At 70.7% G+C, this 13,445-nt stretch carries 16 protein-coding genes; 10 read left to right on the plus strand and 6 right to left on the minus strand.

Translation table 11 applies throughout. The features are described 5' to 3' along the window. The first annotated feature begins 52 nt into the window (after positions 1-52). Positions 53-1,150, plus strand: coding sequence for an aromatic ring-hydroxylating dioxygenase subunit alpha (locus VNW53_RS15565; RefSeq protein ID WP_325556698.1), 1,098 nt, complete (start codon positions 53-55; stop codon positions 1,148-1,150). A 62-nt stretch (positions 1,151-1,212) separates the two neighbouring features. Here the strand turns inward: VNW53_RS15565 and VNW53_RS15570 are convergent, their stop codons facing one another. Next, complete coding sequence (locus tag VNW53_RS15570; RefSeq protein WP_325556699.1) at positions 1,213-2,394, minus strand: L,D-transpeptidase; 1,182 nt, start codon at positions 2,392-2,394, stop codon at positions 1,213-1,215. 60 nt (positions 2,395-2,454) lie between these two features. On the opposite strand from VNW53_RS15570, the gene VNW53_RS15575 reads away from it, so the two are divergent. Together VNW53_RS15575 and VNW53_RS15580 are read left to right on the plus strand one after the other, a co-directional pair. Continuing rightward, positions 2,455-3,384, plus strand: coding sequence for a M15 family metallopeptidase (locus VNW53_RS15575; RefSeq protein ID WP_325556700.1), 930 nt, complete (start codon positions 2,455-2,457; stop codon positions 3,382-3,384). A gap of 33 nt (positions 3,385-3,417) precedes the next feature. Beyond that, complete coding sequence (locus VNW53_RS15580) at positions 3,418-4,215, plus strand: alpha/beta hydrolase (protein WP_325556701.1); 798 nt, start codon at positions 3,418-3,420, stop codon at positions 4,213-4,215. A 31-nt stretch (positions 4,216-4,246) separates the two neighbouring features. Here VNW53_RS15580 and VNW53_RS15585 read toward each other — a convergent pair whose 3' ends face one another. After that, entirely contained in the window at positions 4,247-4,879 is a 633-nt protein-coding gene (locus VNW53_RS15585; protein WP_325556702.1) for a glutathione S-transferase, read from the minus strand. Positions 4,880-4,973: 94 nt separating this feature from the next. Here VNW53_RS15585 and VNW53_RS15590 point away from each other — a divergent pair, with 94 nt between their 5' ends. Beyond that, complete coding sequence (locus VNW53_RS15590) at positions 4,974-6,614, plus strand: acyl-CoA dehydrogenase family protein (protein WP_325556703.1); 1,641 nt, start codon at positions 4,974-4,976, stop codon at positions 6,612-6,614. Positions 6,615-6,794: 180 nt separating this feature from the next. Here VNW53_RS15590 and VNW53_RS15595 read toward each other — a convergent pair whose 3' ends face one another. Continuing rightward, the gene (locus VNW53_RS15595) at positions 6,795-7,475 is read right to left on the minus strand and encodes a TetR/AcrR family transcriptional regulator (RefSeq protein ID WP_325556704.1); all 681 of its coding nucleotides are present in this window, start codon (positions 7,473-7,475) and stop codon (positions 6,795-6,797) included. 24 nt (positions 7,476-7,499) lie between these two features. Beyond that, a complete protein-coding gene (locus VNW53_RS15600; protein ID WP_325556705.1) occupies positions 7,500-8,108 on the minus strand; it encodes a TetR/AcrR family transcriptional regulator in 609 nt (202 codons plus the stop codon). Between the two features lie 356 nt (positions 8,109-8,464). On the opposite strand from VNW53_RS15600, the gene VNW53_RS15605 reads away from it, so the two are divergent. Together VNW53_RS15605 and VNW53_RS15610 are read left to right on the plus strand one after the other, a co-directional pair. Continuing rightward, positions 8,465-8,662 carry a twin transmembrane helix small protein gene (locus VNW53_RS15605; RefSeq protein WP_325556706.1) on the plus strand — a complete coding sequence of 66 codons (198 nt, stop codon included), beginning with the start codon at positions 8,465-8,467 and terminating at the stop codon, positions 8,660-8,662. 2 nt (positions 8,663-8,664) lie between these two features. Further along, a complete protein-coding gene (locus VNW53_RS15610) occupies positions 8,665-9,240 on the plus strand; it encodes a cob(I)yrinic acid a,c-diamide adenosyltransferase (protein ID WP_325556707.1) in 576 nt (191 codons plus the stop codon). Positions 9,241-9,256: 16 nt separating this feature from the next. Here VNW53_RS15610 and VNW53_RS15615 read toward each other — a convergent pair whose 3' ends face one another. Then, positions 9,257-9,532, minus strand: a complete 276-nt coding sequence (locus tag VNW53_RS15615; protein WP_325556708.1) for a hypothetical protein — start codon at positions 9,530-9,532, stop codon at positions 9,257-9,259. A 137-nt stretch (positions 9,533-9,669) separates the two neighbouring features. Here VNW53_RS15615 and VNW53_RS15620 point away from each other — a divergent pair, with 137 nt between their 5' ends. Beyond that, entirely contained in the window at positions 9,670-10,419 is a 750-nt protein-coding gene (locus VNW53_RS15620; protein WP_325556709.1) for an electron transfer flavoprotein subunit beta/FixA family protein, read from the plus strand. After that, positions 10,419-11,363: an electron transfer flavoprotein subunit alpha/FixB family protein gene (locus tag VNW53_RS15625; RefSeq protein WP_325556710.1), complete on the plus strand. Its 945-nt coding sequence runs from the start codon at positions 10,419-10,421 to the stop codon at positions 11,361-11,363. The genes VNW53_RS15620 and VNW53_RS15625 overlap by 1 nt, the downstream gene beginning before the upstream one ends. A 104-nt stretch (positions 11,364-11,467) precedes the next feature. On the opposite strand, the gene VNW53_RS15630 is transcribed toward VNW53_RS15625, so the two are convergent. Next, complete coding sequence (locus VNW53_RS15630) at positions 11,468-11,839, minus strand: TonB C-terminal domain-containing protein (protein ID WP_325556711.1); 372 nt, start codon at positions 11,837-11,839, stop codon at positions 11,468-11,470. 125 nt (positions 11,840-11,964) lie between these two features. On the opposite strand from VNW53_RS15630, the gene VNW53_RS15635 reads away from it, so the two are divergent. Beyond that, the gene (locus VNW53_RS15635; protein ID WP_325556712.1) at positions 11,965-12,867 is read left to right on the plus strand and encodes a LysR substrate-binding domain-containing protein; all 903 of its coding nucleotides are present in this window, start codon (positions 11,965-11,967) and stop codon (positions 12,865-12,867) included. Positions 12,868-13,014: 147 nt separating this feature from the next. Beyond that, on the plus strand, positions 13,015-13,445 hold a 431-nt coding region (locus VNW53_RS15640), incomplete at its 3' end, for a 3-hydroxyacyl-CoA dehydrogenase NAD-binding domain-containing protein (protein WP_325556713.1).

The raw sequence follows: 13,445 nt of genomic DNA on the forward strand, positions 1-13,445 counted from the left end.
CCAGCTCGTCAGGATGTAGCGCGACGCCCCGACCCAGCCTAGAACCGCAGCCATGGCCGACGATGGCGCCAAGACCGCACGCACCGAGGCGAAGTTCGGCCAGGGCTTCCTGACCGACATCTGGTACGTGGCCGCGCTCTCCGGCGACCTGAAGCGCGGCAGGATGGCCCGCTACGAATTGTTGGGCGAGCCGGTGCTGCTCGGCCGCTCGAAGAGGGGCGAGGTCTTCGCCCTTCGCGACATCTGCCCGCACCGCGCAGCCCCGCTGTCGGCCGGCCGTTTCCACCGCGAGGCCTCGGGCGCCGAGACGGTCGAGTGCCCCTACCACGGCTGGCGGTTCGGGGCGGACGGGGGCTGCGCGGCGATCCCCTCGCTGGTCGCCGACCAGGCGATGGACGTGAGCCGGATCCGCGTGCGGCGCTATCCGGTCGCCGAGAGCCAGGGCCTGGTCTTCGTCTGGGTGGCCTCCGACCCGCGCAGCCAGGCCGAGCCCTCCGAGCCGCCGCCGGTGTTCCCCGGCGTGGTCGGCGGCGGGCCGAAGCTGGTCGACCGCATGGAGTTCGCCGCCCATATCGACCACGCGGTGGTGGGGCTGATGGACCCGGCGCACGGGCCCTATGTCCACCAGCAGTGGTGGTGGCGCTCCAAGGCCAGCCAGCACGAGAAGGCCAAGCGCTTCGAACCCCGCGAGCAGGGTTTCGCCATGGTCCGCCACGAGCCCTCGAAGAACAGCCGCGCCTACGCCATCCTGGGCGGCGAGCCGCTGACCGAGATCACCTTCCGAATTCCGGGGATGCGCTGGGAGCATGTGACGGTCGGCAAGCGGCAGGTCCTGTCGCTGACCTGCCTGACCCCGCTGAACGAGGCGGCGACCCGGATCACCCAGATCGTCTGGTCCGACCATCCGGCCTTCCTGCTCTTCAGGCCGTTCATCAAGGCGGGAGCCCGCGCCTTCCTGCGCCAGGACGGCGACATGGTGAACCTGCAGAACGAGGGCCTGAAGTACGATCCCGCGCTGCTGTGGATCGACGACGCCGACCGCCAGGCCAAGTGGTACCAGCAGCTCAAGCGCGAATGGGCCGCCAGCCGCCGCGAGGGCCGCGCCTTCGCCAACCCCGTCGAGCCCGTCACCCTGCGCTGGCGAAGCTAGCTGAGCCATCCTCTCCCCCGCGGAGCGAGAGGGAGAGGAGGGCGCCTGTTACTGGCAGCGAGCTAGTCGGCGACCTTGGGCGGCTTGGCGTTTTCGGCGCCGACGAAGTCCACCTTGGTCCCCTTCCTCACTGCCAGGCCGAGCTGGCGCGCGTCCCAGTTGGTCAGGCGCACGCAGCCGTGGCTGGCGGTCTTGCCCACCAGGCGCGGGTCGGGCGTGCCATGGATGCCGTAGGTGTCCTTGGTGAGGTCGATCCAGGTCGATCCCACCGGGTTGTTCGGGCCGGCCTTGATGGTCAGCTTGCCCTCCGAGGCCTTGCCGAAGGTCAGGCGGGAGGGATCGAAGGTGTAGGTGGGGTTGGGCGCGACGGCGCGCACCGCCCATTCGCCGTCCGGCGCCGGCCGCTCCGTCGAGCCCACCGTGGCCGGATAGACCGCCAGCAGCAGGTCTGCGGCGCCATAGGCGCGCACCTGGCGGCGGGTCTTGTCGACCTCGATGCGCGCCACCGGCATGGCCAGCTTCTCGGGCCCGACGGCCGCGACCACGACCCTGGTCCCCGCCGCGCCGAAGTCGGCGCCGGGGTTCAGGGCCTTCAGCAGCCCTTCGTCCATATGGAACCGCTCGGCCAGCTCCTGGACCGGGCCGGTGTAGCCGAGCGCCGGAAGCTTCGCCATTTCGGCCATGTCCTTGGGGACCGTCGGCAGGAACGGGCCCTTCACGTCGTCGGCGGTGATGACGTAGTCGGTGAGCGGGGACTGGTTGTCCCTGGCCAGCGCCGCCCAGACCTGGCCGCTCATCTTGCCGTCCACCGGAAGCTGGTTGGCGGTCTCGAAGGCGGCGATAGCGTTCTGCAGGTTGCCGCCATCCTGGCCGTCGATGACGCCCGGCGAGAAGTGCGCCCGGGAGAGCATCACCTCGGCCCGGATCAAGGCGTTGCGCCGGGCTTCCGGCGTGGTCGAGGCCGCATGCCAGTCGGCGGTCTCGATCGGCTGCGCGGCGGGGGCCGCGGAGGCGGTGATCGGCGGGATGTCCAGGAGCGGTGCCTGGACGTCGGGCGCGGCCGCCACCTCGACAGGTCCCGGGCCCAGCGCCTGGGCGATGGTGGTCGTGGCCATCGGCGTCCCGGCGGAGGCCTGGGCCGCGGGCGGGGCCGGGCTTTGGGCGCTGGTCTTGGGATCGGAGCAGGCCGCGGCCAGGACCAATAGGGGGAGGCTCGCGCAAAGCGCGGCCTTAAGGGATTTCATCTGGGACCTCGCGTCGCGCCGCGCGTTGTCAGGCGCGTGAGAGTCAAGCCTTCAGATCTGTTGCGGTTCCTGGGCGGCCTGGCGCTGGCGGTGCTGGTGCTGGGCCTCGTGGTGCTGCGGGTGACCAGTTGCGCGCCCGTTCCGAAGCCGCCGGCCGTTGGCCCGCCAACAGCCCCGACCGCCCTCGCGCCACCCGCGCCGCCGCCGCCCGCCCCGCCGCCGCCTACACGCGCGGCCTGCGAGGCGGGGTTGCCGGGCGCGGCCCGCGCCAATGCGGGTTCTCTGGCGACCCTCGCCTGGACGCCGTTCGGACGGCCGGAGACCGGCTGGGCGACCTATGCGCCGCTCATCGGGCGCGAGATCCATACCGCCTGCGGCCCGGACACCGCCGGCTTCGCCGCCGCCCTGGCGGCCTGGGCCGGACGCCAGCAACTGCCCGCCGATGGGGTGATGAACCCGGCGGTCTTCGCCCGGCTGAAGGGGATCATGGCGCTGCGCCGGCCCTTCGTGCGGCTGAGCGCCCAGCGGCTCTGCCCCGCGCCGCCGCCGGCCTCGGCGCTCGCCTGGGCGACCGCCGCGGAGGGCTATGGCGGCAAGCTCGTGCAACTGCGGCCGGGCGCGCTCGCCGCCTACCGCCGGATGGCCGCCGCGGCCCGGCGGGAAGATCCGCGGATCGCCGCCGATCCCCGCAACCTGACGCTTTTCTCCGGCTTCCGCGATCCGGCCGCCGACGCGGCCCGCTGCGCGCGGGAGCGCAATTGCAACGGCCTGCAGCGGGCGACCTGCTCGGCCCACCGCACGGGCCTCGCCATGGACGTCTATGTAGGCCAGGCGCCGGGCCTTCCGCCGGACTCCAGCGCCGACGCCAACCGCGCCTTCATGAGCCGCACCCCGGCCTACCGCTGGCTGGTCGACAACGCCGACCGCTTCGGCTTCGTCCCCTATCCGTTCGAGCCCTGGCACTGGGAGTGGACTGGCGAAGCACCTTGAGGCGGGACGCGCGGGCGCCTAGGCTCGCGCCCCATGGCCAGCTTCCTCTCCGACGGCGTCCAGATCGCCTATGACGACATCACCCCGGCGGGCGGCGCGGACCGCACCATCGTCCTGATCCACGGTTTCGCCTCCAACCGCGTCGAGGGCTGGAAGCGCACCGGCTGGTACGCGGCCTTCGAGCGGCGCCGCACACGGGTGATCGCGCTGGACCAGCGCGGGCACGGGGAGAGCGCCAAGCTCTACGAGCCGCAGGCCTACGAGCGGGAACGGCTGGCCGCCGACGTGCTCAACCTGATGGACGAGCTGGATGTCGAGCGGGCCGACATGTTCGGCTACTCCATGGGCACGCGCACCGCCCTCGAACTGGCCATCGCCCAGCCCAGCCGCCTGTCGCACCTGATCCTGGGCGGGGTCGGCGGCAAGCTGTTGGAAAAGGCCCCGGACGTGGCGGGCGAGCCCATGGCCGACGCCATGCTGGCCGAGGACTCATCCGCCATCACGCAGCCGATGCTGCGCTCGTTCCGCCAATTCGCCGACGAGCAGGGCGAGGACCGCAAGGCCCTGGCCGCCGTCACCCGCGTGAAGAACATGCCGTTCAACCGCGATGCGCTGCGGGACATGCCCGTCCCGACGCTGGTGGTGGCGGGCGCGGGCGACGAGGGCGCGGGCGATCCGGAAGCCCTGGCGCGGGTCTTCCCGCACGGCCACGGCGTCACCATCCCCGGCTGCGACCATTTCTCGGCCATCCCCCACGCGCTGACCAAGGCCGCGGTCTTCGACTTCCTCGACGGCCTGCTGGGCGAAGACGAGTTCCCGCCCTTCGAGTAGCGGAGCGGGTCAAGGAAAGGAGCGGCGCCACCTATTTGGCCGGCCCCAGGTTGTACGCCCCGCCCTTTTCCAGCGCTGCACGATACGCCGGCCTCGCCTGGAAGCGTTCCAACCAGGCCTTGATGTTCGGATAGGTCGCCATCTGGCCGAAGGCGCGGGCCACTTCGCCGACGAAGCTCATCTGGATGTCGGCGGCGGTGAGGGCCGAGCCCATCAGCCAGTCGCGGCCCTCCAGCGAGCCTTCGACGTAGGAGAGGTGGTTGGCCATCTCGCTCTGGATGCGCGGGTGCAGCGGCGCCCCCGCCTCGCCCAGGCGCATGACGTACATGTTGAGCATCAGCGGCAGCATGGCCGAGCCCTCGGCGTAGTGGAGCCACTCGTTGTATTTCTCGCCCTCCGGCGTCCCGAGCGCCACGCCCATGCCGCCCTTGCCATACTTGCGCACGAGGTAGTCCACGATCGCGCCGGACTCGGCGATCGTGATGTCACCGTCGGTGATCACCGGGCTCTTGCCCAGCGGGTGCACCGCCTTCAGCTCCGGAGGCGCCAGCCGGGTGGCCGCGTCGCGCTGGTAGGGCTTGATCTCGTAGGGCGCGCCGAGCTCCTCCAGCAGCCACAGGATGCGCTGCGAGCGCGAGTCGTTGAGGTGGTGGACGACGAGCATGGGCGTGACCTCTTCCTTTTTGTGGCGCGCAGCAAAGCCGTGCGGGACGACGCGTGGCAAGCATCGCTTATAGTCGGCGGCCCAAGGAGCCCCGATGAGCCTGATCCTTCCCGACCTCCTGGAGTTGCTGGACCGCGCCGGCCGCGAGGCCGAGGTGCTGGCCGCCGAGCTGCAGGACGCTGTGGCCGAGCGCGTACGCCCCGGCGGACGGCTGGACCGGGCGGCGCTGGACGCCGAGCAGCACGCCACCCACGGCCTGGCCTGGGCGGCGGCCTATGCGGAGACCCTGCGCCAGACCGCCCACTGGGCGCACGCGCTCGGCGAGGGGTTCGGCGAGCCCGAGGCCCTGCCCGCCCAACTGCTGGCGCACGAATATCTGAGCCAGCTCGCCGGCGGCCTGCCGATGAACCAGGGCGAAATGTTCCGGACCGGCGACCTGGGCGTCTCGGCCCACCGCCTGGCGCCGCTGATCGCCCGGCTCCAGCCCGGCGCCTCGCAGGCGGTGAAGACCCGCATCGTCGAGCTGCTGGACCAGGCCCGCGGCCGGCCTTCGCTGGAGGCGAGCGGCCTGGAGGAGACCCTGGAGGCGGTCCGGGACCAGTTCGCCGCCTTTACCGCCGAGAAGATCGCCCCCTTCGCCCATGGCTGGCACTTGGCGGACGAGCTGATCCCCCTGCCGTTGATCGCCGAGATGGGCGAGCTCGGGGTCTTCGGCCTGACCGCCCCGGAAGCCTGGGGCGGCTCGGGCCTCGGCAAGGTGGCCATGTGCGTGGTGACCGAGGCCCTGTCGCGCGGGTTCATCGGGGCGGGCTCGCTCGGCACCCGCTCGGAGATCGCCGCGGAACTCCTCCTGGCGCACGGGACCGCGGACCAGAAGGCCCGCTTCCTGCCGGGCATCGTGGCGGGGACCCTCATCCCCACCGCCGTCTTCACCGAGCCGGAGGCCGGCTCCGACCTGGGCTCCCTGCGCACGCGCGCGGTCCGCGACGGCGAGGTCTGGCGGGTGAGCGGCGCCAAGACCTGGATCACCCACGCCGCCCGCGCCGACTTGATGACCCTGCTGGTCCGCACCGATCCCGGCTCCAGCGACCACCGGGGCCTGTCGATGTTCCTGGCCGGCAAGCCGCGCGGGCGCGACGACGATCCGTTTCCCGCCCCCGGCATGAGCGGCGGCGAGATCGCCGTGATCGGCTACCGCGGCATGAAGGAATACGAGATCGCCTTCGACGGCTTCGAGGTCGCCCACGCCGACCTGCTGGGCGGGCAGGAGGGCCAGGGCTTCTCGCAACTGATGGCGACCTTCGAGAGCGCCCGCATCCAGACCGCGGCGCGGGCGATCGGGGTGGGCCAGAACGCGCTGGACCTGGCGCTCGACTACGCCCTGCAGCGGCGGCAGTTCGGCGAACCGCTGGCGGCCTTTCCCCGCGTGGCCAACAAGCTCGCCATGATGGCCGCCGAGTTGCTGGGCGCACGGCGCCTCGCCTGGTTCGCGGCCGAGGCGAAGGATCAGGGCCGCCGCTGCGACCTGGAGGCCGGCATGGCCAAGCTGGTGGCCGCGCGTATCGCCTGGGCGGCGGCCGACAACGCCGTGCAGATCCATGGCGGCGCGGGATTCGCGGTCGAGCAGCCGGTGAGCCGGGTGCTGGCCGACGCGCGCATCCTCAACATCTTCGAGGGCGCCGGCGAGATCCAGGCCCAGGTGATCGCCCGGCGCCTGCTGGAGGGGGCCAATTGAGCGGCGCTCCTCTCCCCCGCGAAGCGGAGAGGGAGAGGCCGGGAGAGGGTGGCGCGGTCGCGGGACGGATCGCGGTCGGCAGGTCGAGGACCCTCGGCTCACTGTGATGGAAGATGAGGGGCGGAGGCGCCCTCTCCCGGCCTCTCCCCCTCTCGCTGACGCTCGGGGGAGAGGAGGCCGCTAGCGCGGCGTGAAGCCGGCGGCGATCAGGCCGATCTGGCGGTCCATGACCGCGGTCATCTCGGCGGCGGTGGCGCCTTGCCAGGCGGTCAGGCGGTAGACCCAGACATAGGCCGCCATCAGCAGGTCGACGGTCTCCTGCAGTTCGACGTCCGGGGCGACGTCGCCCTCCGCCACGCCCTTGGCCAGGCATTCGCGGATGACATCGTGCAGGTGAGGCGTCTTGCCCATCGGCTTGGCGCTGGCCGGCAGGGTCCAGTCGTAGGCGGCGGCGATGTGGGCCAGGAACAGGCGCGTGTGCTGCGACTCGAAGGCGAAGTGGATCGCGAACATGGTCCTTAAGCGCTCGACCGTGGCGCCTCGCAGATGCGGCATCACCCGGTCGAGCTCGGCGTAGAGCCCGTCCAGGCGGTCCTGCATCACCTGGCTGAGGATCTCGCCCTTGGAATCGAAGGTCGTGAAGACACTGCCCACCGAAACGCCCGCATGGCGGGCGATCTCGCGGATCGTGGTGCCTTCATAGCCCTGGGTATCGAACAGCTCTCGGGCGGCGGCGATCACGCGGCCGCGGGTGGCTTCCTTCTGCGTCTGGCGCGCCGTCGGCGGACAGGCGGCGGGGGGCGGCGTTGGGGCGCCGCCCCGTCGGTCGTCGGTCAGGGGTGCAACGGGTAGGTTGGTCATCCCAAATCAGACGGCGCCGATCGCCTAACGCCTCCGCGAGCCCGCCAGGAGAATGCTGATCTGCTCGCGCGACCGCTCCTGCAACGCATCCAGGGTCCAGCCCTGGAAGATCGCCTGGTCGTAGTTGGCGAGGTAGGAGTCGAACAGCATCTGGGTGCGCAGCGCCGAGGCGGAGCCTTGGGTCAGTTCGCCGTTGGCTTCGCCGCGCTCCAACTGGGTGGTGATCAGGCCCAGGAGCAGCTTCACCGGCGGGGCGTTGCGCAGCGCCGGACCGTCTTCGGGGGACCAGCCGACGCTGAAGGCGGCGCGGGCAAGGGGGAGCTGGGTCTGATAGAATCGGTAGCCGGCGACGAAGATCTTGAGCAGGGCGTCCTCGACGCCGTTGCCCTGCGCGGCGGCTTCCGACATGGCCTCGGCGAGGGCCGCCATGTCGGTCAGCATGATCTCGCGGAACAGGTCGGACTTGTCTGTGAAGTTGGCGAACACCGCGCCTGTCGACATGCCCGCGGCGGCGGCGATGTCACGAATCGTAGCGCCCTCGTAGCCTTGTTCGCTGAACAGGCGGCGGGCGGCGGCCAGCACCTTGGCGCGGGTCTGTTGCTTGGCCAGGGCGCGGCGGGTAGGCGCCTTCATTCCATTGTCATCGGCGGCTTGTATCTGGGAATGCATCATTTTGGGCTTCGACGGCCGAGCCGTCCTTTCTGGTTTGTTCGGCCCGAATCGTGCGTCCAGACACGGTTCGATGAACATGTTCAAGTATCAAGTTACCCGGCGAAATTCTGCCGACTTTTGGCGGATTCTCCGCGTAACAAGAGGTTGGTTGGGGCTGCGGGGGGACGTGGGCTTTCCCGACTGCACCCTGAGTGGGGCCGAATTTCGACCGCTTCAACGAATTAGGCTCGTTGAACGCGCTCACCAACACAGCGTCGAAGCCGCGCATAACCCGGTTGTCGGTGGTTCGCAAGCACGTCGTGTCCTAAGATGGTGAAATGGACATCTTCAGCTACCTGATCCCGGCCGCATTGATAGCGGTGGCGGTGGTCCTTGCCTTCGGCATTTACGCCTTATTCCGCGGGGGGGAATTCGGCCGGTCCTACTCCAACAAACTGATGCGCCTGCGCGTGGTCATGCAGGCCGTGGCCATTGCGGTCCTGGTGGGCGCGATGCTGTGGCGCTCGCGGCACTAGGCATGGTGACGCTCAACCGGATCTACACCCGCACCGGAGACGCAGGCGCCACCCGCCTGGCCAGCGGCGCCCAGGTCAGCAAGGCCGACGCGCGGGTCGAGGCCTATGGCGCGGTGGACGAGGCCAACGCCTGCCTGGGCCTGGCCCGCGTCCACACCCGGGGCGCCGGCGACTTCGACGCCCTGCTGGCGCGGCTGCAGAACGAGCTGTTCGACCTGGGCGCGGACCTGGCGACGCCGGCCGCGCCGGACGAGGCGCCGGGCGCGCGCCTGCGCATCCTGGACAGCCAGGTGGCGCGCCTGGAGGGCGAGATCGACGCGCTCAACGCCGAGCTGCCGCCGCTCGCCTCCTTCGTCCTGCCGGGGGGAACCGAGGCCGCCGCGGCGCTGCACCTGGCGCGCACCGTCTGCCGCCGCGCCGAGCGGGAGGCCGTGCGCCTGGCCGAGGCCGGCCAGCCGGTCAGCGGGCCGGCCCTGCGCTACCTCAACCGACTGTCGGATCTGCTGTTCGTCGCCGCCCGCTACGCCAACGACAGGGGCGCCGCCGAGGTCTTCTGGGTGTCGGGGGCGACGCGGTAAGGAACTCGCGGTCGGATCAGGGCTTCGGCGGCGCCGGTGTCCCCGGCGGCAGGCGGCCGATCGCGCGCAGGGCCTCGTCCCGGGCCTTCTGGTCGGTGATCATCCGGCCGGTCAGGTCGGAGGTCAGCACCGGCTGGGCGCAGACGCGGCTGTAGCCGTCCCACCACTTGTGCGCGCCCACGCAGCGCTCCTCCGGCCAGGCCCAGCCCACGGTCCACACCAGGATGCCGAGGTTGGCCACGGCGAAGATGCCGAGGAAGATCCACTTCAGGCGGTCGATCGTCTTGTTCATGGGCTCCTCTTTAAGCGATTGCCGTCCCCGCGTCAGTCCCCCCAAGCCGGCGGAGCCGGTTTGCAAACCGCGCCGGAACCGCTATTGCCCCCGAGCGAAAGCATCATTCCCCAGCAGATTTGAGGCGCTAGCGACCCATGAAGGTCTTGGTCCCGGTCAAGCGGGTGATCGACTACAACGTCAAGGCGCGGGTGAAGCCCGACCAGACGGGCGTCGACCTCGCCAACGTGAAAATGTCGATGAATCCCTTCTGCGAGATCGCGGTCGAAGAGGCCGTGCGTCTGCGCGAAAAGGGCGTCGCCACCGAAGTCGTCGCGGTCTCCATCGGCCCGGCCCAGGCGAGCGAGACCCTGCGCACGGCGCTGGCCATGGGCGCCGACCGTGCGATCCTGGTGCAGACGACCGAGGATCTGGAGCCCCTGGCCGTCGCCAAGGTGCTGAAGGCGGTGATTGGCAAGGAGAGCCCCGACCTGGTGATCATGGGCAAGCAGGCCATCGACGGCGACAACAACGCCACCGGTCAGATGCTGGCCACCCTGCTCGACTGGCCGCAGGCGACCTTCGCCTCGGCGGTGGACGTCTCGGGCAAGAAAGCCAAGGTGACCCGCGAGGTCGATGGCGGCCTGCAGACCCTCGAGGTCGACCTGCCGGCGGTGGTCACCGCGGACCTGCGCCTCAACGAGCCGCGCTACGCGAGCCTGCCCAACATCATGAAGGCCAAGAAGAAGGAGCTCGCCATCGAGGAGCTCGCCTCTCTCGGCGTCGACACCGCGCCGCGGCTGAAGGTGCTCAAGGTCACCGAGCCGCCGAAGCGCGCCGGCGGCATCAAGGTGGAGACCGCCGCCGACCTCGTCTCCAAGCTCAAGACCGAAGCGGGGGTGCTCTGATGGCCGTTCTCGTCATCGCCGACCACGACAACGCCACGCTCAAGGACAACACCGAAAAGACGGTGACCGCGGCCCTGAAGCTGTCCGGCGACGTCGACGTCCTGGTGGCCGGCAAGGGCGCCAAGGCCGTGGCCGACGCGGCCGCCAAGATCACCGGCGTGCGCAAGGTGCTGCTGGCCGAAAGCGACACGCTGGGCGAAGGCCTGGCCGAGGCCATGGAAGCCCTGGTCGTGCCGCTCATGGCCAACTACGACGCGGTCCTCACCCCGGCGACCAGCCAGGGCAAGAACTTCAGCCCGCGCATCGCCGCCAAGCTGGACGTCGCCCAGATCTCCGAGATCGTCGACGTCGTGGACGCCAACACCTTCGTGCGGCCGATCTACGCCGGCAACGCGCTGGAGACGATCCAGTCCTCCGACGCCAAGAAGGTGATCACCGTGCGCCCCACCGTCTTCAAGGCGGCGGCGGACGGCGGCTCGGCCAAGGTGGAGACCATCCCGGCGCCCGCCGCGCCGGCCAAGACCCACTTCGTCGACCAGAAGCTGGTGAAGTCGGCGCGTCCGGAGCTTTCGGGCGCCAAGATCGTGGTCTCCGGCGGCCGCGCCATGGGCTCGGCCGAAGAGTTCCAGAAGGTGATCGAGCCGCTGGCCGACAAGCTCGGGGCCGCCGTCGGCGCCTCGCGCGCGGCGGTGGACGCCGGTTACGCCCCCAACGACTACCAGGTCGGGCAGACCGGCAAGGTGGTGGCGCCCGAGCTCTACATCGCCATCGGCATCTCCGGCGCCATCCAGCACCTAGCCGGCATGAAGGACTCCAAGGTGATCGTGGCGATCAACAAGGACGCCGACGCGCCGATCTTCCAGGTGGCCGACTACGGCCTGGTGGCGGACTACAAGACCGCCGTGCCGGACCTGATGGCCGCGCTCACGGCCGCCGGAAAATAGCTGCCGCGCCCGGCGAACCGCCGGGCCGCGCGCAAAATCAAGGGGGCGGCCCGGCCGGGGCCGCCCCCTTTTTCTTCAAGCCGCGCGCGGCTCAAAACCGATCGTCAGCGCGCATCGGCCTCGCGGATCGCTTTGCGGCCCACGTTCAGGGTCACCGCCCCGTCCAGCAGCCCGATCGGGGCGTCTGTGACGAGGACCTTGCGCAGCACCTCGGCCACGGTCTGGTCGAGCTGCGGCGAGCCGGACGTGCGCAGCACCTGGACGGTGATCAGATGGCCGTCCGGGCGGACCCGGGCGCGCACCGACACGGGCGGGCTCTGGGCGTCGACGCCCGCGGCCAGCAGCAGGGCTTCGGTCTTGGCCTGCAGGCGGTCGGCGTAGCGCTGCGGGTCGGAGTGAGCCGCGGCGTGGGCGGAGGAGGCGGAGGCTGCGAGCAGCAGGGCGGCCGCGCCCAGCCCCAGGAGTTGGGTCTTCATGATCGTCTTCCTTGGTTTTGTTCGCGAAATCAGCGGCGCCGCTGATCAGCATGTGGGATCGGCGCCGGCGCTCCGCGAACGATAGTTTTTGCTCGGAGTTGTTACTTCAGCTAACAACCCTGACCATGGTCCGCCTGCCGCCCTATTTCGCCCTGCGCGCCCTGGAGGCCGCCGCGCGGCATCGCAGCTACAGCGCAGCGGCCAAGGAGCTGACCGTGACCCACGGCGCCGTCAGCCAGCAGATCCGCCGGCTGGAGGCCGAGCTTGGCGCGCGGCTGTTCCGCCGCCGGGGCAACGGCATGATCCCGACGCCGGAGGCCGCGCGGCTGGCCGAGCGGATCGCGGCGGCCCAGGCGGTCCTGCAGGAAGCCATCCAGGAATTCGCGAGCTCCGCCGCCGGCGATCCCCTGGTGGTGAGCATCGACCCCCAGCTCGGCGTCCGCTGGCTGCCGCCGCGCCTGCCCCGGCTGATGGCCGACCCCGCCGGCGCCAATCTCGACCTGCGCTTCGAGGAGCGGATGGCGGATTTCATCACCGATGGCGTCGACGTCGGCCTGCGCTATGGCCGCGGCCAACCCGCCGGGGTGGAGTCGGCCCTGCTGTTCCGCGAGCAGCTCTTCCCGGTGTGCAGCCCCTCGCTCGCCGGCCGCGAGGCGATCCGGACGCCCCAGGACCTGCTGGCCGCGCCGCTGCTGCGGCACACGCACCGCCCGTGGCGCCTGTGGTTCTCCGGCTTCGGCCTGCGAGAACCGCCGCCCTCCGGCCCCGAGCTCGCGGACTCACTGATGATCATCGAGGCGGCGGTCCAGGGCCTGGGCGTCGCGCTGGCGCGCTCCAGCCTCGTGCAGCACGACCTGGAGACCGGGCGCCTCGTGCGCCTCCTGCCCGAGGCGATCGAGAACGACTTCGCCTTCTACGTCGCCTGGCGGGCGGACAACCCCAAGCTGGCCCGCATCCACGCGCTTCGCGACTGGCTGGTCGCCGAGATCGGGGCGCGGCCCGGCGCCGGCGAGGCGGACGGCTTCTGAGCGCCGCGGCCCACCGCCACGCTGCGCCGCAGCAAAAGCCTTGCGGCGCTACGGCGCCGCCATGTTAGAAAGCCGCCATAAAAATTAAGGGTCGCGCCAAATCCGCCTAGGGATTGCGGCGCGCGCCGGTTCATCGAGGCTCATTGAATGGTTCAGATTAAGTCGGTCGGCGTCATCGGCGCGGGCCAGATGGGGACCGGCATCGCCCATGTGGTGGCGCTGGGCGGCTACGACGTGCTGCTGCACGACGTCAGCGCCGAGCGGCTGGAGGCGGGCATCGGCCTGATCCACCGCAACCTCACCCGCCAGGTCGCCCGCGGCATCGTCACCCAGGATCAGATGGACGCCGCCCTCAGTCACATCCGGCCGGCGAACGAACTGCAGGACATCGGCGCCACCGACCTCGCCATCGAGGCGGCCACCGAGAACGAAGAGACCAAGAAGACCATCTTCAAGGCGCTGGGCCCGCACCTGTCGGAGACCACGCTGCTGGCCTCCAACACCTCGTCGATCTCCATCACGCGCTTGGCGGCGGCCACCGACCGGCCCGACCGGTTCATCGGCCTGCACTTCATGAA

The sequence above is a fragment of the Phenylobacterium sp. genome (assembly GCF_035569475.1).
GTDB lineage: Bacteria > Pseudomonadota > Alphaproteobacteria > Caulobacterales > Caulobacteraceae > Phenylobacterium.

Excerpts from the sequence above, each read along its gene's own strand:
- VNW53_RS15565 (WP_325556698.1), top strand. The coding sequence starts at position 53 with ATGGCCGACGATGGCGCCAAGACCGCACGCACCGAGGCGAAGTTCGGC.
- VNW53_RS15570 (WP_325556699.1), bottom strand. The coding sequence starts at position 2,394 with ATGAAATCCCTTAAGGCCGCGCTTTGCGCGAGCCTCCCCCTATTGGTC.
- VNW53_RS15580 (WP_325556701.1), top strand. The coding sequence starts at position 3,418 with ATGGCCAGCTTCCTCTCCGACGGCGTCCAGATCGCCTATGACGACATC.
- VNW53_RS15585 (WP_325556702.1), bottom strand. The coding sequence starts at position 4,879 with ATGCTCGTCGTCCACCACCTCAACGACTCGCGCTCGCAGCGCATCCTG.
- VNW53_RS15590 (WP_325556703.1), top strand. The coding sequence starts at position 4,974 with ATGAGCCTGATCCTTCCCGACCTCCTGGAGTTGCTGGACCGCGCCGGC.
- VNW53_RS15595 (WP_325556704.1), bottom strand. The coding sequence starts at position 7,475 with ATGACCAACCTACCCGTTGCACCCCTGACCGACGACCGACGGGGCGGC.
- VNW53_RS15600 (WP_325556705.1), bottom strand. The coding sequence starts at position 8,108 with ATGAAGGCGCCTACCCGCCGCGCCCTGGCCAAGCAACAGACCCGCGCC.
- VNW53_RS15605 (WP_325556706.1), top strand. The coding sequence starts at position 8,465 with ATGGACATCTTCAGCTACCTGATCCCGGCCGCATTGATAGCGGTGGCG.
- VNW53_RS15610 (WP_325556707.1), top strand. The coding sequence starts at position 8,665 with ATGGTGACGCTCAACCGGATCTACACCCGCACCGGAGACGCAGGCGCC.
- VNW53_RS15615 (WP_325556708.1), bottom strand. The coding sequence starts at position 9,532 with ATGAACAAGACGATCGACCGCCTGAAGTGGATCTTCCTCGGCATCTTC.
- VNW53_RS15620 (WP_325556709.1), top strand. The coding sequence starts at position 9,670 with ATGAAGGTCTTGGTCCCGGTCAAGCGGGTGATCGACTACAACGTCAAG.
- VNW53_RS15625 (WP_325556710.1), top strand. The coding sequence starts at position 10,419 with ATGGCCGTTCTCGTCATCGCCGACCACGACAACGCCACGCTCAAGGAC.
- VNW53_RS15630 (WP_325556711.1), bottom strand. The coding sequence starts at position 11,839 with ATGAAGACCCAACTCCTGGGGCTGGGCGCGGCCGCCCTGCTGCTCGCA.
- VNW53_RS15635 (WP_325556712.1), top strand. The coding sequence starts at position 11,965 with ATGGTCCGCCTGCCGCCCTATTTCGCCCTGCGCGCCCTGGAGGCCGCC.